21 protein-coding genes and 1 tRNA gene are annotated in these 18,782 nt (G+C 74.3%); 15 read left to right on the forward strand and 7 right to left on the reverse strand.

Features of this window, described 5'->3' with window-relative positions:
* Position 1: 1 nt before the first annotated feature.
* From ATL51_RS19955 to ATL51_RS19990, 8 genes are read left to right on the forward strand one after another with little or no spacing between them, the layout of a single operon-like run.
* Positions 2-1,003 (forward strand): DnaJ C-terminal domain-containing protein, encoded by a 1,002-nt coding sequence (locus tag ATL51_RS19955; protein WP_100879550.1) that lies wholly within the window; start codon positions 2-4, stop codon positions 1,001-1,003.
* Positions 1,000-1,326, forward strand: coding sequence for a chaperone modulator CbpM (locus tag ATL51_RS19960; RefSeq protein WP_253066888.1), 327 nt, complete (start codon positions 1,000-1,002; stop codon positions 1,324-1,326). Before ATL51_RS19955 ends, ATL51_RS19960 begins: the two co-directional genes overlap by 4 nt.
* Positions 1,326-3,956, forward strand: a complete 2,631-nt coding sequence (gene clpB, locus ATL51_RS19965; protein WP_100879551.1) for an ATP-dependent chaperone ClpB — start codon at positions 1,326-1,328, stop codon at positions 3,954-3,956. Before ATL51_RS19960 ends, clpB begins: the two co-directional genes overlap by 1 nt.
* Positions 3,953-4,459 carry a thioredoxin gene (gene trxA, locus ATL51_RS19970; protein WP_100879552.1) on the forward strand — a complete coding sequence of 169 codons (507 nt, stop codon included), beginning with the start codon at positions 3,953-3,955 and terminating at the stop codon, positions 4,457-4,459. The genes clpB and trxA overlap by 4 nt, the downstream gene beginning before the upstream one ends.
* Positions 4,456-4,869, forward strand: coding sequence for a hypothetical protein (locus tag ATL51_RS19975; RefSeq protein WP_100879553.1), 414 nt, complete (start codon positions 4,456-4,458; stop codon positions 4,867-4,869). Before trxA ends, ATL51_RS19975 begins: the two co-directional genes overlap by 4 nt.
* Positions 4,866-5,138, forward strand: coding sequence for a UBP-type zinc finger domain-containing protein (locus tag ATL51_RS19980; RefSeq protein WP_100879554.1), 273 nt, complete (start codon positions 4,866-4,868; stop codon positions 5,136-5,138). The genes ATL51_RS19975 and ATL51_RS19980 overlap by 4 nt, the downstream gene beginning before the upstream one ends.
* On the forward strand, positions 5,135-6,841 hold the full coding sequence (locus tag ATL51_RS19985; RefSeq protein WP_100879555.1) for an FAD-dependent oxidoreductase: 1,707 nt from the start codon (positions 5,135-5,137) through the stop codon (positions 6,839-6,841). Before ATL51_RS19980 ends, ATL51_RS19985 begins: the two co-directional genes overlap by 4 nt.
* 14 nt (positions 6,842-6,855) lie before the next feature.
* On the forward strand, positions 6,856-7,308 hold the full coding sequence (locus ATL51_RS19990) for a DUF1931 family protein (RefSeq protein WP_100879556.1): 453 nt from the start codon (positions 6,856-6,858) through the stop codon (positions 7,306-7,308).
* A 52-nt stretch (positions 7,309-7,360) separates the two neighbouring features.
* On the opposite strand, the gene ATL51_RS19995 is transcribed toward ATL51_RS19990, so the two are convergent.
* Both ATL51_RS19995 and ATL51_RS20000 read right to left on the reverse strand, forming a co-directional pair.
* Positions 7,361-7,774 carry a hypothetical protein gene (locus ATL51_RS19995; protein ID WP_100879557.1) on the reverse strand — a complete coding sequence of 138 codons (414 nt, stop codon included), beginning with the start codon at positions 7,772-7,774 and terminating at the stop codon, positions 7,361-7,363.
* Complete coding sequence (locus ATL51_RS20000; RefSeq protein WP_157818458.1) at positions 7,740-8,450, reverse strand: MEDS domain-containing protein; 711 nt, start codon at positions 8,448-8,450, stop codon at positions 7,740-7,742. The genes ATL51_RS19995 and ATL51_RS20000 overlap by 35 nt, the downstream gene beginning before the upstream one ends.
* 193 nt (positions 8,451-8,643) lie before the next feature.
* Here ATL51_RS20000 and ATL51_RS20005 point away from each other — a divergent pair, with 193 nt between their 5' ends.
* On the forward strand, positions 8,644-9,012 hold the full coding sequence (locus tag ATL51_RS20005; protein ID WP_100879559.1) for an STAS domain-containing protein: 369 nt from the start codon (positions 8,644-8,646) through the stop codon (positions 9,010-9,012).
* Between the two features lie 57 nt (positions 9,013-9,069).
* Here the strand turns inward: ATL51_RS20005 and ATL51_RS20010 are convergent, their stop codons facing one another.
* Together ATL51_RS20010 and ATL51_RS20015 are read right to left on the reverse strand one after the other, a co-directional pair.
* Complete coding sequence (locus ATL51_RS20010; RefSeq protein ID WP_157818459.1) at positions 9,070-9,681, reverse strand: stage II sporulation protein M; 612 nt, start codon at positions 9,679-9,681, stop codon at positions 9,070-9,072.
* A gap of 140 nt (positions 9,682-9,821) precedes the next feature.
* Complete coding sequence (locus ATL51_RS20015; protein WP_100879561.1) at positions 9,822-11,384, reverse strand: alpha/beta hydrolase; 1,563 nt, start codon at positions 11,382-11,384, stop codon at positions 9,822-9,824.
* A gap of 136 nt (positions 11,385-11,520) precedes the next feature.
* Here ATL51_RS20015 and ATL51_RS28700 point away from each other — a divergent pair, with 136 nt between their 5' ends.
* From ATL51_RS28700 to ATL51_RS20030, 4 genes are all read left to right on the forward strand, one after another.
* The gene (locus ATL51_RS28700; RefSeq protein WP_073577552.1) at positions 11,521-11,766 is read left to right on the forward strand and encodes a hypothetical protein; all 246 of its coding nucleotides are present in this window, start codon (positions 11,521-11,523) and stop codon (positions 11,764-11,766) included.
* A gap of 23 nt (positions 11,767-11,789) precedes the next feature.
* The gene (locus tag ATL51_RS20020) at positions 11,790-13,022 is read left to right on the forward strand and encodes a sensor histidine kinase (protein ID WP_167410026.1); all 1,233 of its coding nucleotides are present in this window, start codon (positions 11,790-11,792) and stop codon (positions 13,020-13,022) included.
* Positions 13,009-13,626 (forward strand): response regulator transcription factor, encoded by a 618-nt coding sequence (locus tag ATL51_RS20025; RefSeq protein WP_100879563.1) that lies wholly within the window; start codon positions 13,009-13,011, stop codon positions 13,624-13,626. Before ATL51_RS20020 ends, ATL51_RS20025 begins: the two co-directional genes overlap by 14 nt.
* A 182-nt stretch (positions 13,627-13,808) precedes the next feature.
* Entirely contained in the window at positions 13,809-14,279 is a 471-nt protein-coding gene (locus ATL51_RS20030; protein WP_100879564.1) for a hypothetical protein, read from the forward strand.
* 595 nt (positions 14,280-14,874) lie between these two features.
* Here ATL51_RS20030 and ATL51_RS20035 read toward each other — a convergent pair.
* Positions 14,875-14,947: transfer RNA gene (locus tag ATL51_RS20035), tRNA-Arg, on the reverse strand.
* 340 nt (positions 14,948-15,287) lie between these two features.
* Here ATL51_RS20035 and ATL51_RS20040 point away from each other — a divergent pair.
* Entirely contained in the window at positions 15,288-16,616 is a 1,329-nt protein-coding gene (locus ATL51_RS20040; protein ID WP_100879565.1) for an MFS transporter, read from the forward strand.
* A 4-nt stretch (positions 16,617-16,620) separates the two neighbouring features.
* Here the strand turns inward: ATL51_RS20040 and ATL51_RS20045 are convergent, their stop codons facing one another.
* Positions 16,621-17,190: a TetR/AcrR family transcriptional regulator gene (locus ATL51_RS20045; RefSeq protein ID WP_100879566.1), complete on the reverse strand. Its 570-nt coding sequence runs from the start codon at positions 17,188-17,190 to the stop codon at positions 16,621-16,623.
* 115 nt (positions 17,191-17,305) lie between these two features.
* On the opposite strand from ATL51_RS20045, the gene ATL51_RS20050 reads away from it, so the two are divergent.
* Positions 17,306-18,553, forward strand: a complete 1,248-nt coding sequence (locus tag ATL51_RS20050) for a YbfB/YjiJ family MFS transporter (protein ID WP_100879567.1) — start codon at positions 17,306-17,308, stop codon at positions 18,551-18,553.
* Here the strand turns inward: ATL51_RS20050 and ATL51_RS28380 are convergent.
* Positions 18,522-18,668, reverse strand: a complete 147-nt coding sequence (locus ATL51_RS28380; protein ID WP_157818460.1) for a hypothetical protein — start codon at positions 18,666-18,668, stop codon at positions 18,522-18,524. The genes ATL51_RS20050 and ATL51_RS28380 overlap by 32 nt on opposite strands.
* Between the last annotated feature and the right edge of the window lie 114 nt (positions 18,669-18,782).

Raw genomic sequence — 18,782 nt, forward strand, 5'->3', positions numbered from 1 at the left:
CGTGGCGCGCGACCACTACGAGGTCCTGGGCGTCGGTCGTGACGCCGGCGCGGAGGAGATCCAGGCCGCCTACCGGCGGCTGGCCAGGGCCAACCACCCCGATGTCAACCGCGACCCGGCGGCCGAGGACCGGTTCAAGGAGATCAACGACGCCTACCACGTGCTGTCGGACCCGTCGTCGCGGCGCCGCTACGACCGCTTCGGCGACGACCACCGCCGGGTGCCGGAGGACTGGGAGGAGCGGGTGTCCCGTGCGGGGAGCCGCGGCGGGTCCGGAGCCACCCGGGACGGCGGGTTCTCCGGCTTCGGGGACGCGGGGGTCGCCGGAGCCGGGTTCACCGACGTCGGCGGGGCGGGGGTCGACATCGAGGACCTGCTGGGCGGGTTGTTCGGCCGGGGCCGCGGGGGCGCGACGGTGGGCGGCGCCGACCAGGAGGCCGAGCTCCCGCTGACCGTCGAGGAGGCCTATCACGGCGGACGGCGGGAGATGCAGCTGTCGGGTACCTCCGGTCCGCGCACCTACACCGTGACGATCCCGCCGGGCGTCGTCGACGGGCAGCGCATCCGGCTGGCCGGCGAGGGCGGCCGCGGCCTGGGCGGCGGCGCGGCGGGTGACCTGTACCTGGTCGTCCGCATCCTCCCGGACGAGCGCTACCGGCTGGTCGGGCGGGACATCGTCGTCGGGCTGCCGGTGAGCCCGTGGGAGGCGGCGCTGGGCGCGACGGTGCCGGTGACCACCCCGGGGGGCGAGGTCACCGTGACCGTGCCGCCGGGGTCCTCCACCGGGCGGACGCTGCGTCTGCGCGGCGAGGGCATGCCCGGTCGCCGCGGGGTCCGCGGCGACCTCGTCGCCGAGCTCGGCGTGCACGTACCGGCCCGGCTCACCGAGCGGGAGCGGGAACTGTTCTCCGAGCTCGCACAGGTGTCCACGTTCGACCCGAGACGGGAACCCACCCGCCCGGGAACCCACGGCGCCCGACGGCGGAAGGCGGCGACATCGTGACGACCCATCCCCTGCTGGTCCGGCCCGGCCGGCCCCTGAGCCAGGCCGAGTTCGCCCGGCGCAGCGGCGTTCACCCCGAGCACCTGCACCGCCTGTTCGCCCTCGGCCTGCTGCGGGCGACACCCGACACCGACGGCCGGCTGTCCGTCCCCGCCGGCGAGCTCGCCGCGGTCCGCCGCATCGAGCGGCTGCGCTCCGGGCTCCCGGTCAACTACGCCGCACTGGGCCTGATCGTCGAGCTGCTCGACCGGATCGGCCGTCTCGAGACGGCGCTGCGGACGCAGCGCGCCGCGCACGACACGACCCGAGGGTGGATCTCCTGATGGACGCCGACCGCCTGACCCGGAAGTCCCAGCAGGCACTCGCCGCGGCGCAGGACGCCGCGACCCGGGCCGGACACGCCGAGACCGACTCGCTGCACCTGCTCCTCGCGCTGCTCCAGCAGCCCGACGGTCTCATCCCGCGGCTGGTCGACGCGATGGCGGTCGACGTGGACCGGCTGACCGCCGACGTCGAGGCCGAGCTGCGGCGCGTCCCCCGCTCGACCCGCGCCGGTGCCCCGCAGGGCCGGGTCGTGGTCTCGGCGCGGCTGGCCACGCTGCTCGACGAGGCGGAGGCGGAGGCGCGGCGGCTCGCCGACCAGTACGTCTCCGTCGAGCACCTGCTCGTGGCGATGCTCGCCGAGGCCGACCGCAGCCCGGCCGGACGGGTGCTGGGCCGGCACGGCATCACCCGCGACGCGTTCCTCGGCCGGCTCGCCGAGGTGCGCGGCAACCAGCGCGTCCGGTCGGCCACCCCGGAGGGGACCTACGAGGCGCTGGCCACCTACGGGCAGGACCTCGTCGCGGCCGCCCGTTCCGGGGACCGGGACCCGGTGATCGGCCGCGACGCCGAGATCCGCCGGGTGGTGCAGATCCTGTCCCGCAAGTCCAAGAACAACCCGGTGCTCATCGGCGACCCCGGCGTCGGGAAGACCGCGATCGTCGAGGGACTGGCCCAGCGGATCGCCCGCGGCGACGTCCCGGAGGGGCTGCGGGACCGGATCGTCGTCGCGCTCGACATGGGCCTGCTGGTGGCCGGCGCCAAGTACCGCGGAGAGTTCGAGGAGCGCCTGCAGGCGGTGCTGGCCGAGGTGCGGGCGGCCGACGGACGGGTCCTGCTGTTCCTCGACGAGCTGCACACGGTGATCGGCGCGGGTGCCGCCGAGGGCAGCATGGACGCCGGCAACATGCTCAAGCCGATGCTCGCCCGGGGCGAGCTGCACATGATCGGCGCGACGACCCTCGACGAGTACCGCACGCGCGTCGAGGCGGACGCCGCGCTGGCGCGCCGCTTCCAGCCCGTCCACGTCGACGAGCCGACCGTCGAGGACGCCGTGTCGATCCTGCGCGGTCTGCGCGAGCGGTTCGAGGTGTTCCACGGCGTCCGCATCCAGGACGCGGCCCTGATCGCCGCCGCCACCCTCTCCCACCGCTACCTGACCGAACGGTTCCTGCCCGACAAGGCCATCGACCTGGTCGACGAGGCGTGTGCCCGGCTGCGGACCGAGATCGACTCGATGCCCGCCGAGCTGGACGAGATCACCCGCGCGGTGCTCCGGCTGGAGATCGAGGAGACGGGGCTGGCCCAGGAGGACGACCCGGCGAGCAGGGCCCGGCTCGACCAGCTCCGTGCCGAGCTGAGCGACCTGCGGGCCCGGGCCGACGCGATGCGGGCCCAGTGGGAGGCCGAGCGGCAGGCCATCCGGCGGGTCCAGGAGCTGCGGGCCGACCTGGAGCGGGTCCGCCGCGAGGTCGAGGAGGCCGAGCGCGACTACGACCTGAACCGGGCCGCCGAGCTGCGCTACGGCGAGCTCGCCGACCTGGAGCGGCGCCTGCGGTCGGAGGAGGCGCGGCTGACCGACAAGCAGGGGGAGCGCCGGTTGCTGCGCGAGGTGGTCACGACCGACGAGATCGCCGAGATCGTCTCGCTGTGGACCGGCATCCCGACCGCCCGGCTCACCGAGGGCGAGCGGGAGAAGCTGCTGCGCCTGGACGAGGTGCTGCACGAACGCGTCGTCGGCCAGGACGAGGCGGTCCAGGCCGTGGCGGACGCCCTGATCAGGGCCCGCTCGGGGGTGAAGGACCCGCGCCGGCCGAGCGGCTCGTTCCTGTTCCTCGGCCCGACCGGTGTGGGCAAGACGGAGCTGGCCCGCTCGCTCGCCCGGGCGCTGTTCGACTCCGAGGACAACATCGTCCGGCTCGACATGAGCGAGTACCAGGAGCGGCACACCGTCTCGCGGCTGATCGGGGCCCCGCCCGGCTACGTCGGCCACGACGAGGGCGGCCAGCTCACCGAGGCGGTGCGCAGACGTCCGTACGCGGTGGTGCTGTTCGACGAGATCGAGAAGGCGCACCCCGACGTGTTCAACACGTTGCTCCAGGTACTCGACGACGGCCGGCTCACCGACGCCCGGGGCCGGACGGTCGACCTCCGCAACACCGTGATCATCATGACGTCGAACATCGGGTCGCAGCACCTGCTCGACGGCGTCACCGCCGACGGGCAGCTCAAGCCCGACGCGCGGGACCTGGTCCTGGCCGAGCTGCGTGCGCACTTCCGGCCCGAGTTCCTCAACCGGGTCGACGACACGGTGCTGTTCACCCCGCTCACCCCGGCGCAGATCGAGCGCATCGCGGAGCTGCTCGTCGGCGACCTGGGACGCCGGCTCGGCGCCCGCGGCCTGGAGCTGGAGGTGAGCCCGGCGGCGCTGGCCCACATCGCCCGTGCGGGCTACGACCCCGTGTACGGGGCCCGGCCGCTGCGCCGCTACATCGCCCACGAGGTCGAGACCGGTATCGCGAGGGCGTTGCTGCGCGACGCGGTGCCCGACGGCGCGACGATCCACCTGGACCTCGGTGAGGGCGGCGAGCTCGTCGTCTCCCACGACGTCCCGGCGGGGTCGGCGCCGTGACCGCCGACGCGGCCGCGCGCCGGACCGTCGTCACCTGCCCGCACTGCGGCTCGCGCAACCGGGTGCCGTCGGTGGCCGGGGGGTTCCCCCGGTGCGGCAACTGCCGCAACCCGCTGCCGTGGATCACCGACGCGGGCGACGACGACTTCGCCGCCGTCGCGGAGCAGCCGTCGGTCCCGGTGCTGGTGGACCTGTGGGCGACCTGGTGCGGGCCGTGCCGGATGGTCAGCCCGGTGCTGGAGCAGCTGGCCACCGAGCGGGCCGGCGCGATCAAACTCGTGAAGGTCGACGTCGACCGGGCGCCCGAGACCGGCACGCGGTTCCAGGTCCGGGCGGTGCCCACCCTGCTGGTACTGCGCGACGGCGAGGTCGTCGCCCGGCAGCCGGGGGCCGCTCCGGTGGCGACGCTGCGGCGCTGGCTCGACGACGCCCTCGCGGGCCTGGACCCCCCGGTACCGAGTCCCTCGGCCCCGGGTCCCGACGAGACCGAGGAGTCGCCATGAGCCGGCGCAACCCGACCTGGCAGCTGCCGCTGCGGCTGACCGCAGGCGCCTACGTCCTGGACTCCGGCCTGCAGAAGTGGGACCCCGACGAGGACACGGCCGGGCAGCTGCACGGACTAGCCACCGGCACCTACCCGTTCCTGGGTGCGGTCCGGCCGGTCACCTTCACGAGGGCACTGGCCGCGGCCGAGGTGGTGCTCGGGGCCGCGTTGCTCGTCCCGGTCGTCCCGGCCGGTCTGGCCGGTCTGGGGCTCCTCGGGTTCGGCGCCGGCCTGCTCGGGCTGTACGCGCGGACCCCCGGGATGCGCCGACCCGGTACGCCGTTCCCCACCCCGGACGGCGTCGCGCTGGCCAAGGACTCCTGGCTGGTCGGCATCGGTGCGGCGCTGGTGGCGGGGGACCGGCGGTGACCGTCCCGCGCCCGACGGGGGTCGACCCGCACGTGAGCTGGATCCGGGACGTCGGGCCGCGGACCCGAGGGTGCGAGGAGTGCCTGCGCATGGGCACCCCGTGGCTGCACCTGCGGCTGTGCCTGAGCTGCGGGCACGTCGGGTGCTGCGACTCGTCCCCGATGCGGCACGCCCGCGCGCACGCCGGTGTGCACGGCCACCCGATCGTCGCCTCGCTGGAGCCCGGCGAGAACTGGCGGTGGTGCTACGTGGACGAGGTGCTCGTATGAGCCCCGCGGCCGGTGGCGGCGCACCCGCCGTCGACGACCTGCTGGCCGTGGCCCCGCCGGGGGAGACCCCCGACCTCTCGGGTGCCCACCCCCGGCTGGGCACCGACCGGGTCCGGATGCTGAGCGCCCGCGGAGTGCGGCGGCCGACGTCGCGCGGCGACCTGCTGATCGTCGAGGGCCGTCCCGACCACGGGTTCGTCGTCGTCCTCGCGGGCCGGGTCGCGGTCGTCGCGGCGTTCGGCACCCCGGAGCAGCAGATCGTGCGGGTGCACGGGCCGGGCCGGTTCCTCGGCGAGCTCGGCCTGCTCACCGGGCAGGTCGCGTTCTCCACCGCGGTCGCGCTGGAGCCCGGTGAGGTGCTCGAGGTGCCGCGGGACAGGCTCCGCGAGTGCCTGCTGCGGGACGCCGAGTTCTGCGACGAGATCCTGCGCGCCTCCCTCCTGCGGCGTTCCCTGGCGATCGGCGAGGGACACGGTTTCCGGATCGTCGGGTCCCGCTTCTCGGCCGACACCCGGGCCCTGCGCGAGTTCGCGATGCGCAACCGCCTGCCCCACCGGTTCGTCGACCTGGAGTCCGACGCGGGCTCGGAGTCGCTGCTGCGGACCGTCGGCATCACGCCCGCCGAGACACCGGTGGTGATCTGGCACGACGTCGTGCTGCGCAACCCCGACCCGGCCGAGCTGGCCGCCCTGGTCGGGCAGCGTCCCGTGCGGCACCGCCGGTCCCGGCCCCTCGACCTGGTCGTCGTCGGTGCCGGTCCGGCCGGTCTGGCCGCCGCCGTCTACGGAGCGTCCGAGGGGCTGAGCACCCAGGTCGTGGACGCCGTGGGCACCGGCGGTCAGGCGGCCACCACGTCGCGGATCGAGAACTACCTCGGCTTCCCGGCCGGCATCTCGGGCACCGAGCTCGCCGAGCGGGCCGAGGTCCAGGCCGTCAAGTTCGGGGCCACCACCCACGCGCCGGCGGAGGCGGTCGCGCTGGACACCTCGGGCGGGCTCCACGTCGTCCGGCTGCGTGGCGGCGACACCCTCGTCACCCGTGCGCTGCTCGTCGCGACCGGGGCTCACTGCCGGCGCCTGCCCGTGCCCCGGCTGGACGAGTTCGAGCAGACGAGCGTCTACTACGCCGCCACCCAGATCGAGGCGCAGCTGTGCGTGGACGACCCGGTCGTGGTGGTGGGCGGGGGGAACTCGGCCGGCCAGGCCGCCCTCTTCCTCGCCGACCACGCCCGCACGGTCCGGCTGGTGGTGCGCGAGCGCGGGCTCGACGAGTACATGTCGCGCTACCTCGCCGACCGGATCGAGCGCGACCCGCGGATCGAGGTGCACCTGCACACCGAGGTGTGCGACCTGGTCGGTGAGCGCGGCCTGCTGGAGGCCGTCGTCGTGCAGGACTCGCGGGACGGTACCCGGTCCACCCTGCCCGCCCGCGAGCTCATGGTGTTCATCGGCGCGGACCCGTGCACCGGGTGGCTGGGCGGCACCGTCGCGCTCGACTCCGGTGCCTACGTGTGCACCGGCCGGTCGGCTGGGGACGGGGGCGGGGACCGGCGACGGTCGCCCGGGCTGCTGGAGACGAGCGTCCCGGGTGTCTTCGCGGCCGGCGACGTGCGCAGCGGGTCGACCAAGCGGGTGGCCTCCGCGGTCGGCGAGGGAGCGATGGCCGTCCGCCTGGTGCACGAGCACCTGGCACACGCGCGGTAGCAGGAGGTGTCGGCATGGCAGGCCCGTCGGGTGTCCCGGTGTTCGAGAGGTTCTTCCGTTCGGTGGCCGGGCTGCGGGTGGACCGGAGCGACGTGAAGCGGTTCCGCGAGTTCGTCGACGGGCTGGTCGACGACGTCGCCGTCGCGGGCCGGAACTCGGCCCGGTGGAACGGCCGGGACGTCATCGCCCCGATGGACCTGCCGATCCCGAAGGGGCTCCAGGAGCGGATGCGCGAGTTCGACGAGCTGGACGAGGCGACGGAGGTCCGCGCCGTGCTCGCCGCGGCCGTGCGCAGGCCGCCGGCCGACGTGACGTTCTCCGAGGAGACCGAGGCGCTGCTGCCGGAGCTCTTCGGTGGTCTCGGCATCGCCCTCGCGCGGGCCCTCCGGGCCGTCGACCCGGACGCGTCGAACCCCGGCACGGACCAGTGGCAGCGCGCCACCGACCTCGTCCGGCAGGTGTACTGACCACGACCCGTCCGCCGCGGCGGGCGACGACGTCCCCCGGGTCCGGAGCGCGTCAGCCGAACGGGACGAGCAGGACGACCGTCACCCGGCCCGGGCCGAGCTCGACCACGATGCCGGGCCCGGGACCGCCCGGCGTCGCGGTCCGGGGGACCAGCCGCAGCCGCCGCGGGTCCGGCCGCGGCGCGGTCGCCCCCGGCGCGTCGCCGCGGGCGACGTGGCACACCAGCCGTCCCGGCTCCTCCCAGAGGTCGAACGTGCCCGCTCCGCCGGCGAGGAGGATGGCGGCGGCCACCGCGACACAGTGGGCGAACGGGTCGGCCAGGCCCCCGGCCGTGGAGTGCGCGGCCAGCGCGCGGACGAGCGTGGTGACGACGTCGAGTGCGGTCCCGTCGATCCGGGCGCGGGCCCAGAACGGCCGGGGACCACCGCCGTCACCGTGGTGGCCGTCGTCGGGTGGCCGCGGCATGGTGGTTCAGCTCCTCGGCCTCGGCCTCCGAGAAGTACTCGCTCTGCAGGTAGTACGGGTTGGTCAGGATGACCCCGTTCATCCACACCGTCGGGTGCGCCCGGACGATGGGGACGATCACGTCGCCGTCGAAGCTGTCCAGGTCGTACATGAAGGCCGTGACCTGCGGGCGACGGCTCGACCACAGGGTGAACCGGGTCTCGTAGCGCTCCAGGTCCATCACGAACCCGGGGGTGCCGACGAGCGGGATGGCCCAGCTCATGTCCGCGACGATCCGGGCGTGGAGCACGCCGTCGCGGTCGAAGGTCGTGTCCCCCCAGTCGTCCCAGAAGCGCAGCATGCGGTCGGACATGAATCCGCCGTCGTGCAGGTGGCTCCCGCCGGGACCGACGAAGTCGATGTGCCCCGGGGCGCCGGGCGCCGCGCCGTCCGTGCACCCCGTGCCCGGCTCGGAGAGCGCGGCCACCGCGTCCGCGATCCCGCGGTGCCGGTCGGGCGTGATCATGCAGTAGCACCGGTGGCCCGCGCGGAGGCCCTCGGCGAGGAAGGCCGCCATCAGCGCGTCCCGCTGGTCCGCACCCCGGTACAGGAGGCAGACGTGGTCGTGCACGCGCACCGGCAGACCGCCGATGGTGGCGATCTGCTCGAACGTCGGTGAGTCGTCTGTGGACGGCACGGTCGGTGGCCTTCCTGCTACTCGGTCGGTGGAGGCGTTCTCACTGCTCCACAGCGGTTCCGCATCGACCCCGCAGGCCCAAATCGCCCGGCGTGCCGGTCGTGGCCGGGTGTCCTCGGAGACCGAGTGGCGGCGTTCCGCTTCGCGCTGCGGAGCCGAAGACCGACGCGGGCCGGCCCCCGATGCTGGGCCCATGACGCTGCTCAGCCGGACAGGTACACGCCTCGCACGGATCGAAGCCGGTGTCGCGAGGGCGGCCCCCGTCCGTGTCCTGCGGCCACGTGGTGAGGTCGACGCGTGCAGCGCGCCGCGGCTGCGCGACGACCTGCGCCGGGAGGTCGAGGCGTGTCCGGCGGTGGTCGCCGTCGACCTGTCGGACCTGGAGTTCCTGGGGGTGGCGGGGCTGAGCGTGCTGCTCGAGGCGGAGCAGTTCGCCGACGAGCGCGGCACGGCGGTGCTGCTCGTCGGCTCGCCCGCCCCACCGGTGGAGCGTCTGCTGGGACTGGTGGGCTGGCCGGTCGCGGCCGACGCGGTGGTGACCGCGAGGGGGATCCCGTGGTGACGATGCCGTGATCGGGACCGGCGGCTGCGGATGCCGCCGACCTCGTCGACCTCGCGTTCAGCCGACCAGCAGCCGGGGGAGCAGGTACACGACCGAGAACGCCTCGTAGTAGGCGCCGACCACGAGGACCACGACCGTCGGCACCGCCAGTCGCGCGAGGCGCCGCAGGCCGACGACGTACGCGCGACGGCGCGTCTGCGCTCCGAGGTAGGACGGGCGGACCCAACCGCGACCGAGCTGGTAGACCCCGAACATGACCATGGCGTAGCCGGTGAGCTCGATCAGCAGCGTCAGGGCGTGCGGGACGAGCACGGTCGCGGTCGTCGGATCGGTCGGCGCGATCGAGACGCCGACGTTGAACATGTACAGCGTGATGACGGGGATGCCCAGGAAGGGCACGATGAGCGAGGGCACCACGATGCCACCGACGGCGGCCACGAACAGGTTGATCAGGAGGATCGTGGTCCCGAAGAGCCAGGGATTCGTGATCATCGTGCGGACGAGGTCGTCGGACACACCGCCCGCGACCAGGGTGGGCAGCTCGAGGTCGGGGAACAGGACGCCGACCCCCATACCGAGCAGGAGCGCGCCGAAGATCAGCGCGACGAGCAGTGTCAGCCCCCGTGGGTCCGAGCGCAGGATGTCGGTCGTCCGGCGGAGCGCGGTCATGGTGTCCCTCCCGGGAAGTCGGTGGTACGGCTGTCGGGCACGGCGGGTGACCGGCGGCGAGAACCGCCGCACGGCGCTGTCCTGGTCCAGCGGGAGCACGGCACCGCTGATCGTGCGTGGGGCCGGGCTCCCGAGGCCGGTCAGCCGCCGCACCGCGCGCCCGGCGGCGGCGTCACGAGGTCGACGAGGTAGTCGGTGACGGCACGGTCGACGCAGGCGTTGCCGCCGTAGAGGGCGATGCCGTGCTGGGCCGCCTCGACGGTCAGCAGGCTGCCGCCCAGAGCTCGGGCGAGGTGGACACCGCCCTGGTAGGGGGTTCCCGGGTCGTCGGTCAGCGAGAGGGTCAGGGTGGGTGGCAGCCCGGCCGTGTCGGTGCTCCAGGGGAGGGTCCGGCTGGGGGGCTCGGGCCACCCCTCGCACTCGTAGTGGGTGGGTCCGCCGGGGCGGCCGGGGTCGAGGAACGGGGCGGCTCGCCGGGCCCGGTCACGCAGCTCGGCCTGTTCGGCGGGGGTGCGGCGAGGGTTGTCCATGCAGCGGGTGGCGAGGTTGGCGTCGATGTGGGTGGGGCCGCCGTAGTGGCCGTCGGGGCCGCGTCCGAGGGACGCGTCGCGCAGGGCGAGCAGCGTGTCGCCGCGTCCTGCGGCCAGGTCACGGAGGCCCTGGAGGAGCTGGGGGCGCTGGGCGGGGGAGAACAGCGAGCTGTAGACGGCCGGGACCATGTCGGCGTAGGTGAGTGTGCGGCCGTCGGTGGTGGGGGCGGGGTGGTCGAGCAGGGGGCGGGTGAGGTCCTGGAAGACCTCGGTCGCGCGGGCCGGGTCGGTGCCCAGCGGGCAGTCCGGCTCGGTGGCGCAGGTGGCGGCGAGGTCGTCGAAGGCCTTCTGCCAGGCCGCGAACTGCGACAGACGGAGCTGTGCCTCGGAGATGTCGGGGTCGACGGCGCCGTCGACGACCATGGCGCGCAGGTTCTGCGGGAACGTCTGGGCGTACATCGCACCCAGTTCGCTGCCGTAGCTGTAGCCGAGGTAGGTGAGCTTCTCCTCGCCCAGGGCGGCGCGCAGGACGTCCATGTCCTGCACGACCTTGTCGCTCCCGACGCTGGTCAGCGCCTCGACTCCGCCGGTCGCGTCGGTGCAGCGGCGGGCGATGTCGCGGGCCCGGTCGGTGTCGGCGACGTCGAACAGGTAGGTCGAGGGCAGTGCGTTGCGGTCGGTCTCGGCGTCGGTGAAGCAGTCCACCCGAGGTGTCGACGCGCCGACTCCGCGCGGGTCGAACCCGATGACGTCGAAGCGTTCCCCGACCGGGACGTTGTCCCAGACCGGGCCCAGGGAGGCCACGAAGCTCGCACCGGATCCACCCGGACCGCCGGGGTCGACCAGCAGCGAACCGATCTTCTCGCCGCGTGCCTTCGCCCGGAGCAGGGCGACCTGCCCGCGGGGGCCGTCGGGGTCGGCGTAGTCCAGCGGGACCTGGACGCGTGCGCAGTCGAAGCGGTCGTTCGCGTAGAGGGCCCGGTCGGCCGCCGAGGTGGCGAACCCGTCGCAGGGCTGCCAGGTGATCTGCTGGTCGTGGAAGGCGGCGAGCTGTGGTGGCGGTGTGGTCGCGGCCGCGGCGGCTGCTCCGGGTGGGGCGGGGGCGCCGCAGGCGGCGACGGCGGTCAGCGACACCACTCCCACGGCGAGCCGGAGCAGGTGTGAGCGGAACATGTCGTCTCCTCGGGTCGATCGGGTCGTGTCCCATCGCACCCGCGCACGCACCGGTGGCACAGTGGCGTGAGGTCACCGCAGCACATGACGCCGTGTCACTACCGTCGCCGAGGAGCGTGCCGGACCGTTGACGACCATGAAGCTGCTGGACCTGGTCCTCACTGCCGTCACCGTCCTCTCCGTGACCGTGGTCATCGCCTACGTCGGACTCGCCTACGACACCGGGCTGTTCACCGTCCTGCCCGAGCCGGTCACCGCGTTCTTCCTGCGGAACGGATCCCTGCAGTGGGTGGCGCTCGCCGTGCTCGTCGTGGGGCTGATCGGCAAGACTCTGGTCGGGCGCACGCTGAAGCAGCGCCGCCCTCAGCCGACGCGGTCGTGACCGACCGCCCCACCGGGAGCCCCGTGACCGACTCCGATGCCGCCGCCGTGACCGATGTCGTCGTGAGCGGTGGCGCCGACACCGGTGCGGCCGCGGGGACCGCGGCCGCCCGGGCGCGCCGGGCCGCGATGCTCACCGCCCTCGCCGCCATCGCCCCGCTGTGCGTGGTCGGTGTCGTGCTCACGGCGCACAGCTGGTGGGAGGGCCTGATCGTCGCCGTGGGTCTGGTCCTGGCCCTCGGGGTGCTGCGGCAGTGGAGCCTGGACGGCTACTCGCGCGGCGCCGTGTTCACCCTGGCCTTCACCGGGGTGAACTGGCTCGTCGCGGCCCTGAGCGCCGCGAGCCCGATCACCTTCGTGCCCTTCGCGCTCATCGGGTCGCTGCTGGTGTCCGCCCGCCCGCGTCACCGGCGGATGTGGGTCGGTGCGCTCGCCGTGGTCGTCGCGGCGTCCGGTGCCGCGGCGCTCCTGCCCCGGCCGCCCACCGTGACCCTCGCCGGCCAGTACGTGCTCCTGCCCCTGCTCGGCACCCTGTTCGTCGCCGGCGTCATCGTCGTCTCCGAGTACGCGTGGGTCGTCGTGCGTCGTCTGGAACGGGCCCGCGAGGCCGAGCGCGAGCTGGCGGTCGCCCACGAGCGAATGCGGTTCGCGGGCGACCTGCACGACATCCACGGGCACTCGCTGCACGTCATCAAGCTCAAGGCCGCCTACGCCCAGGGCCTCGTCCGCGGCGGCGGCGAGGACGCCGCCGCGACGGCCGTCGCCGAGCTCGGTGAGATCCGGGGACTCGTCGACGACGCCCTCACCCGGACCCGCGAACTCGCCCACGCGCGCCACCAGCTCAACCTGACCGCCGAGCTGGAGAACACCCGTCGGCTGGGCGAGGCCGCCGGGATCACGGTCGAGGTCCACCACGACCCCGGCGCCGCCCCCGCCCACCCGCTGCTCGCCCAGGTGCTGCGCGAGGCCACGACCAACCTGCTCCGCCACGCCCGCCCGAGCACCGTGCGCATCACCACGTCGGCGACCCGGGTCGAGATCACCAACGACGGGGTCGCCCCCGCCGCGGACGCCGGGCCGGAGCTGCGGGGCCTCGCCCGCCTGCGGGACCGCCTGGCCGCGGCCGGCGGCGACCTGGACGTGACCACCACCCCGACGACGTTCACCGTCGCGGCCCGGCTCGCGAGCCCCGGGGCGGGCACGCGCGGTACCGGCGCGGCCCGACCCACGGGAGGTGGGGGCCATGGCCGGCGCTGAGCCCGTCCGCATCGTGCTGGCCGACGACGAGAAGCTGCTGCGGACCGCGATGGCGGCGCTGCTGCCCCAGGACGGGACGATCGTCGTCGTCGCCCAGGCCGAGGACGGCGACGGGGCCGTGCGGGAGACCCTCGAGCACCGTCCCGACGTGCTCGTCGTCGACCTGGAGATGCCCGGGGCCAACGGCCTCGACGCCGTCGCGCGGATCCGGGAACACCACCCCGAGCAGGCGGTGCTCATGCTCACCCGGCACGCCCGCCCGGGTGTCCTGCGCCGGGCGCTCAAGCTCGGGGTGCAGGGTTTCATGAGCAAGAGCGCCGACCCCGAGGACATCGTCGCGGTCGTCCACGAGCTGCGGGCCGGGCGTCGGTGGATCGCCCACGAGGTCCTCGAGGCATCCGTGATCGACGACTGCCCGCTCACCGACCGCGAGATCGACGCCCTCGCCGAGACCCGCGAGGGCTACTCCGTGGCACACATCGCCCGCCGGCTGCACCTCGCCCACGGGACCGTTCGCAACTACCTGTCCAGCGCGATGCAGAAGACCGGCACCGCCACCCGCCACGACGCCGCGCGCCACGCGCACGAACGCGGCTGGCTCTGACACCGGCTGGACGCCGGACCGCGGCCCCCCGGCACCGGCGTCGGCCCGTCCGGCCCGCCGCACGCAGTTCAGCCTCGCGACCAGCAGGAACGGTCCGGGCGATTCGTCTGGGCGGCGCGATGACGGTCCCTGCTCGAGTCGGCAGGACGGTTCCCGGGGGCTGGAACCGGGAAGACCCCCGCATGTCCGAGAACCACCAGCAGGACCGCCGCGACGACGACCGACCGGCCCCGGAGCACCGCCGACCGGACGGTGTGTCGGACGAGGCGGTGGCCACGGTGGGCAAGTTGGCCGAGGCCGTCGAGACGATCGAACGGGCCCGCGGGCACCTCTACGCCTTCCACCAGATGACCGGGTACGCCGACGAGATGCTCGACGAGGTCGTCGGCGGCCTGCGGGGGATGGGTCGCGACGATCTGGCGGACCGGATCACCACCGAGCTGATCGGGCTGAACGTCGTCGCGGGGCGGTGGAGCTTCCAGGTCGTGGAGGAGTACGACGACGGCTACTACCGCACCACGCTGGACCTGGACCGAGCGGTGCGCGACGAGTTGGTCGGTGGGCGGCGGCATCTGATGGAGGCCGAGATGAAGGAGCAGCGCCGCACGCGCGGGCGCCCGGGCCACGCCGCGCGACCGCACGAGAGGGACTGACCGCCTCGGTCACGCCGAGCAGACGTCGTCGCGAGTGTCCGCCACTGCGGACGGGCTGTAACCGGCGATCGGCTACGCCGGTCCGCTCCCGAGGGACCGGCCAGCGGTGTCGCCGGCCCCGGGCGGCAGGCAGGTGACGCAGTCGTACCCGTGCTTGCCGTGAGTGGTGCCCGCGGCGAACTCGTGCGGTAACCCCGAGCGCGGCCGTCGACGATGCCGCAGCCTTCGTCTCCCAGCCGCAGGACCGCAGCGTGTCGAGGATCGCGGCGTCCCCGCCTGCTCGATCGGGTCGCCACACACGTGCCGAGCACGGCACCACGGTTCCGGCCGCGCCCGCGGACCCGTTCCCCGCCCGACTCACGAGCTCAGCGCTGTTCTCGGCCTCCGTGCGGGTCCGCGCCGTCTCCCTGAGCCGGCGGCTGCGCCCCGGCAGCGGATCGACGCCCGCGACGACGATGGCTCGGGACGCGCCGCTCGGCAGCTCCTCGATGTGTCCCCGTGACCTGCGCTCCCCCGCCGCAGCGTAGGCGGGTTTCGTTCCACGGCGCGAAGTCGTTCGCGATCGCGAACAGCGTTGCCGCTGGTCACGGTGTAGTGCCCCCGGCAGGATTCGAACCTGCGGCACCCGCTTTAGGAGAGCGGTGCTCTATCCCCTGAGCTACGAGGGCCTGACGGAAGCCTACCCGGACGCCTCCCCGCCGGACCGTCGGTGCTGCCCGCCGCGCCGTGGGACGGCGGATCCGCCGTCCGCGCGGAATCCGGGAATCGTCGCCGTGACGTCGCCCACTACGACACCGGAAGGATTCTGCGAGTTCACGGCGACAGCGACCTCCTCGCAGTCGGAACAGTGCCACGGGCCGCGTCTGACCTGCGGATTCGTGGAGCGGGGACGATGCCGCCGCTATCTCGCAGTTCGCGTCGGGAGGCTGCTGCTTTCCTCTGGCAACTGATCCGTTGGGGCGATCGGGAAATCGTTCTACGGTCCCCGCAGTCGACGGGGGAGGCCCAGTGCGATCGCTGTTCCGGAACACGCGGTTCCGCCGGTTGTTCACGGCCCAGATCGTCGCTCTGGTCGGGACCGGGCTCACGACGGTCGCGCTCGGGCTGCTCGCCTACGACCTGGCCGGCGAGCGGGCCGCGCTCGTCCTCGGCTCGGCGCTGACGATCAAGATGGTGGCCTACGTCGTCGTCGGGCCGGTCGTCGGCGCGGTCGCCGACCGGGTCCCGCGACGGATGCTGATGGTCGGTGCGGACGTCGTCCGCGCGGCGGTCGTGCTCGTCCTGCCCTGGGTGACCGGGATCTGGCAGGTGTTCGTCCTGGTCGCGGTGCTCCAGGTGGCCTCGGCGACCTTCACCCCGGTGTTCCAGTCGGTCATCCCCGACGTCGTCCCCGACGAGCGGGACTACGCCGCGGCGCTGTCGGCCTCGCAGCTCGCGAGCAGCGCGGAGACGGTGCTGAGCCCGCTGCTGGCCGCGGCGGCCGTCGCGGTGACGAGCTACTCGACGCTGTTCGTCGGCACCTGTGCCGGGTTCGTGTTCTCCGCGGTCCTCGTGGCGTCGACGGCCGTCCCGCCGGTCGCGGGCCGCGCCCAGGGCGGCTTCGCGACCCGGCTGCTGCTCGGGGTCCGGCTGTTCCGGGCGGTCCCGCAGCTGCGGGGGCTGCTGGCGCTGGACGTCGTCGTCGCCGCGGTGGGGGTGGTGTCGCTGGTGACGACGGTGAACGTCGTCCGCGACCTGCTCGGGGGCACCGAGGCCGATGTCGGGCTGCTGCTCGCGGTGTCCGGCGCGGGGACGGCCGCGGCGGCGCTGGCCTCCCCGTGGGCCGCCCGGCGGCTTCCGGTCCGGACGGTGATGCTGGCCGGCGCGGCGGTCTCCTGCCTGGCGGCCTGCGCGACCCTGCTGCTGGCGGCCGCACCGTCGTGGACGACCGCGGCACTCGCGTGGGCGCTGGTCGGCTTCGGCCCGGGGTGGATCATGGTCAACACCGGTCGCCTTCTGCGCACCTCGGCCGGGCCCGGCCAGCGGCCCGCCCTGTTCAGCGCGCAGTTCTCGCTCTCGCACGCCTGCTGGCTGGTCACCTACCCGCTCACCGGCTGGCTGGCGGTCTCGGCCGGCTGGACGGTCGCCTGGTCGGTCCTCGCCGGGCTCGCGGTCGTCGCGCTCGGGGTGGCGGTCACGGTCTGGCCGACGGCCGGCGCCGACCTCGTGCGGCACCGCCACGACCACGACGCCGACCACGCCCACGTCGTCACCGCCAGCCCCTCGGTGCACGGCTGGACCCACGCGCACCGGCTCGTCGTCGACGACCAGCACCCGCACGGACCCGTCCCGGTGTGACCGTTCAGGCCGCCGGGAGCAGCCCGTCGGCGACCTCCCGGGCCGCGCGGATCGGCCCCGTCCCGCGCTCGACCACCGCCATCGCGGCCGCCCCCTCCAGAAGGATCATCAGGATCCCGGCGAGCGCCGGGGCCGGCTCGGCCGTCCCCAGCCGCTCGACCTGGGTCTGCAGGTAGCTGCGCAGCGCGGTCTTGTGGTGCCGGACGACCTCGCGGGCCGGGTGGTCGAGGCGCGGCAGCTCGGAGGCCGCGTTGAGGAACGCGCAGCCGCGGAAGCCCTCCCGGGACTGCCAGGTCTCGTAGGCGTCGAACACGGCGAGGATCCGGTCCCGCGGCGACGCGTGGTCGGCGGTGATCCGGTCGATGTCGGACTGCCACCGGCGGTCGCGGTCCCGCAGGTAGGCGACGACGAGCCGGTCCTTCGAGCCGAAGTTCGTGTACAGCGCCGTCTTGGTGACGCCCGCCGCGGCGGCGACGGTGTCCACCCCGACCGTGTTGATGCCGTCCCGGTAGAAGAGCCGGGACGCGGCGTCGAGCACCTTCGCCCCGGCATCGCCGCGCCGTGTGCGTGCCATACGTCCTCCTGGGGGAAACTGAACGGTCTGTTCTGATGACCGACTCCAGCAGTATAAACGATTCCATCGATCGACACGGGTTGCGAACAAACTGACCGGTCTGTTCACTATCGGCATGACGGCGAGCTGCGAACGGCCCGGACCTGCGCCCGCCACCGACCGGCCCTGGTGGACCACCGCGCTGCTCGGCGCGGGGGTGATCGCGCTCTGCTACGGCGTCGCCCGCTACGCCTACGGACTGTTCGTGCCCCGGTTCACCGAGACGTTCGGCCTGACCCCGGCCGCGGTCGGCGTGCTCGGCGGGCTCTCCACGGCGGGCTACGTCCTCGGGCTGCTCGCCGCCCCGGCGCTGTCGGCGCGGTCGGCGCGCGGCGCCACGATCGCGGCCGCCGTCTCCGCGACGGTGGGGCTGCTGCTCATGGCCCTCGCCCCCGGCGTGGTGGTGTTCGGTGCCGCGATCGTGATGGCGGGGGCCGGGGCCGGCATCGCGACGCCCGGGGTGGCGCAGCTCGTCGTCGAGACGGTCGGTGCGGCCGCGCGCACCCGGGCACAGGCCTGGGCGAACACCGGCACCGGGGCGGGGCTCGCGCTGACCGCGTTCACGCCGCTGCTGCCGGGGGACTGGCGGGCCGTCTGGCTCGGGTTCGGTCTGGTCGCGGTCGTCGTCACCGCTGCCGCCGCGTGGTCGCTGCCGCGGGGGGTCCCCGAGGCGGCGCCCACGCAGCGCGGGCACGACCGGGTGCTGCCGCTGCTGGCCGTCGCCGGGCTGCTGGGGCTGGTCAGCGCGCCGTACTGGACCTTCTCGACCGCGCGGCTCGACGAGCTCGGCGCCGGGCCGGTCGTCGGCACCGTCGCCTGGTGCGCGATAGGCGTGGTCGGCGTGGTCGGCGGCGCGGTGGGACGGGCGGCGCAGCGGTACGGGCTGCGGACGGTCGGGCTCGTCGTCTGGACCCTGTTCTCGGCCGGGATCGCCCTGCTCGCCCTGCCGGAGCCGGGCCTGGCCGGTGCGGTCGTCTCGGCGGGCCTGTTCGGCGCCGGCTACATCGGGCTGACCGGGCTGTGCATCCTGTGGGCCGCACACATCCTCCCGGGCGCCCCCGCACGCGCGGTCACGTGGGCGTGCCTCGCCCTGGGCGTCGGCCAGACGGTGGGCTCACCGCTCGCCGGGGGGCTGGCCGGCCGGATCGGGACGGCGGGGACGTTCGCCGTCGCCGCCGCGCTGGGGCTGCTGGCCTGGGCTCAGCTGCACCCGCGGCTGGCGCCGCCGGACGCGGACCGGGCCTGGACGACGGCGTCCCCCGGCGCGGACGTGCCGCACCGGGGGACGGGGGTCAGCGACGGGCCGGGGCGCGGCCGTGCGTGACGGCGCTCCAGGTGTCGATGCCCACCCAGATCGCGCGGAGCACGTTCCCGGTGCGTCGGCCGGCGTCCCGCAGGGTCTCGGACCAGGACGGCATCGGGGTCTCGTGGGTGGTCATCGGCTACCTCCTCGTAGTGGTCGACGCGGACGCTGCTGTGTCCGAATCGCGCCACGAGAGTAGCTAATGAGACATGATTGCCTCAAGGGTGACCATCGTGTGTCACGCCTCATT

Source organism: Pseudonocardia alni, assembly GCF_002813375.1.
In the GTDB taxonomy this organism is placed as follows: domain Bacteria; phylum Actinomycetota; class Actinomycetes; order Mycobacteriales; family Pseudonocardiaceae; genus Pseudonocardia; species Pseudonocardia alni.

What these genes read in the sequence shown, in the direction of transcription:
- ATL51_RS19975 (WP_100879553.1), top strand. Translation starts at nt 4,456, where the DNA reads ATGAGCCGGCGCAACCCGACCTGGCAGCTGCCGCTGCGGCTGACCGCA.
- ATL51_RS20010 (WP_157818459.1), bottom strand. Translation starts at nt 9,681, where the DNA reads ATGACCGCGCTCCGCCGGACGACCGACATCCTGCGCTCGGACCCACGG.
- ATL51_RS20025 (WP_100879563.1), top strand. Translation starts at nt 13,009, where the DNA reads ATGGCCGGCGCTGAGCCCGTCCGCATCGTGCTGGCCGACGACGAGAAG.
- ATL51_RS20005 (WP_100879559.1), top strand. Translation starts at nt 8,644, where the DNA reads ATGACGCTGCTCAGCCGGACAGGTACACGCCTCGCACGGATCGAAGCC.
- ATL51_RS20030 (WP_100879564.1), top strand. Translation starts at nt 13,809, where the DNA reads ATGTCCGAGAACCACCAGCAGGACCGCCGCGACGACGACCGACCGGCC.
- ATL51_RS19985 (WP_100879555.1), top strand. Translation starts at nt 5,135, where the DNA reads ATGAGCCCCGCGGCCGGTGGCGGCGCACCCGCCGTCGACGACCTGCTG.
- ATL51_RS20045 (WP_100879566.1), bottom strand. Translation starts at nt 17,190, where the DNA reads ATGGCACGCACACGGCGCGGCGATGCCGGGGCGAAGGTGCTCGACGCC.
- clpB (WP_100879551.1), top strand. Translation starts at nt 1,326, where the DNA reads ATGGACGCCGACCGCCTGACCCGGAAGTCCCAGCAGGCACTCGCCGCG.
- ATL51_RS28700 (WP_073577552.1), top strand. Translation starts at nt 11,521, where the DNA reads ATGAAGCTGCTGGACCTGGTCCTCACTGCCGTCACCGTCCTCTCCGTG.
- ATL51_RS19990 (WP_100879556.1), top strand. Translation starts at nt 6,856, where the DNA reads ATGGCAGGCCCGTCGGGTGTCCCGGTGTTCGAGAGGTTCTTCCGTTCG.
- ATL51_RS19995 (WP_100879557.1), bottom strand. Translation starts at nt 7,774, where the DNA reads ATGCCGCGGCCACCCGACGACGGCCACCACGGTGACGGCGGTGGTCCC.
- ATL51_RS20050 (WP_100879567.1), top strand. Translation starts at nt 17,306, where the DNA reads ATGACGGCGAGCTGCGAACGGCCCGGACCTGCGCCCGCCACCGACCGG.
- ATL51_RS20015 (WP_100879561.1), bottom strand. Translation starts at nt 11,384, where the DNA reads ATGTTCCGCTCACACCTGCTCCGGCTCGCCGTGGGAGTGGTGTCGCTG.
- ATL51_RS28380 (WP_157818460.1), bottom strand. Translation starts at nt 18,668, where the DNA reads ATGACCACCCACGAGACCCCGATGCCGTCCTGGTCCGAGACCCTGCGG.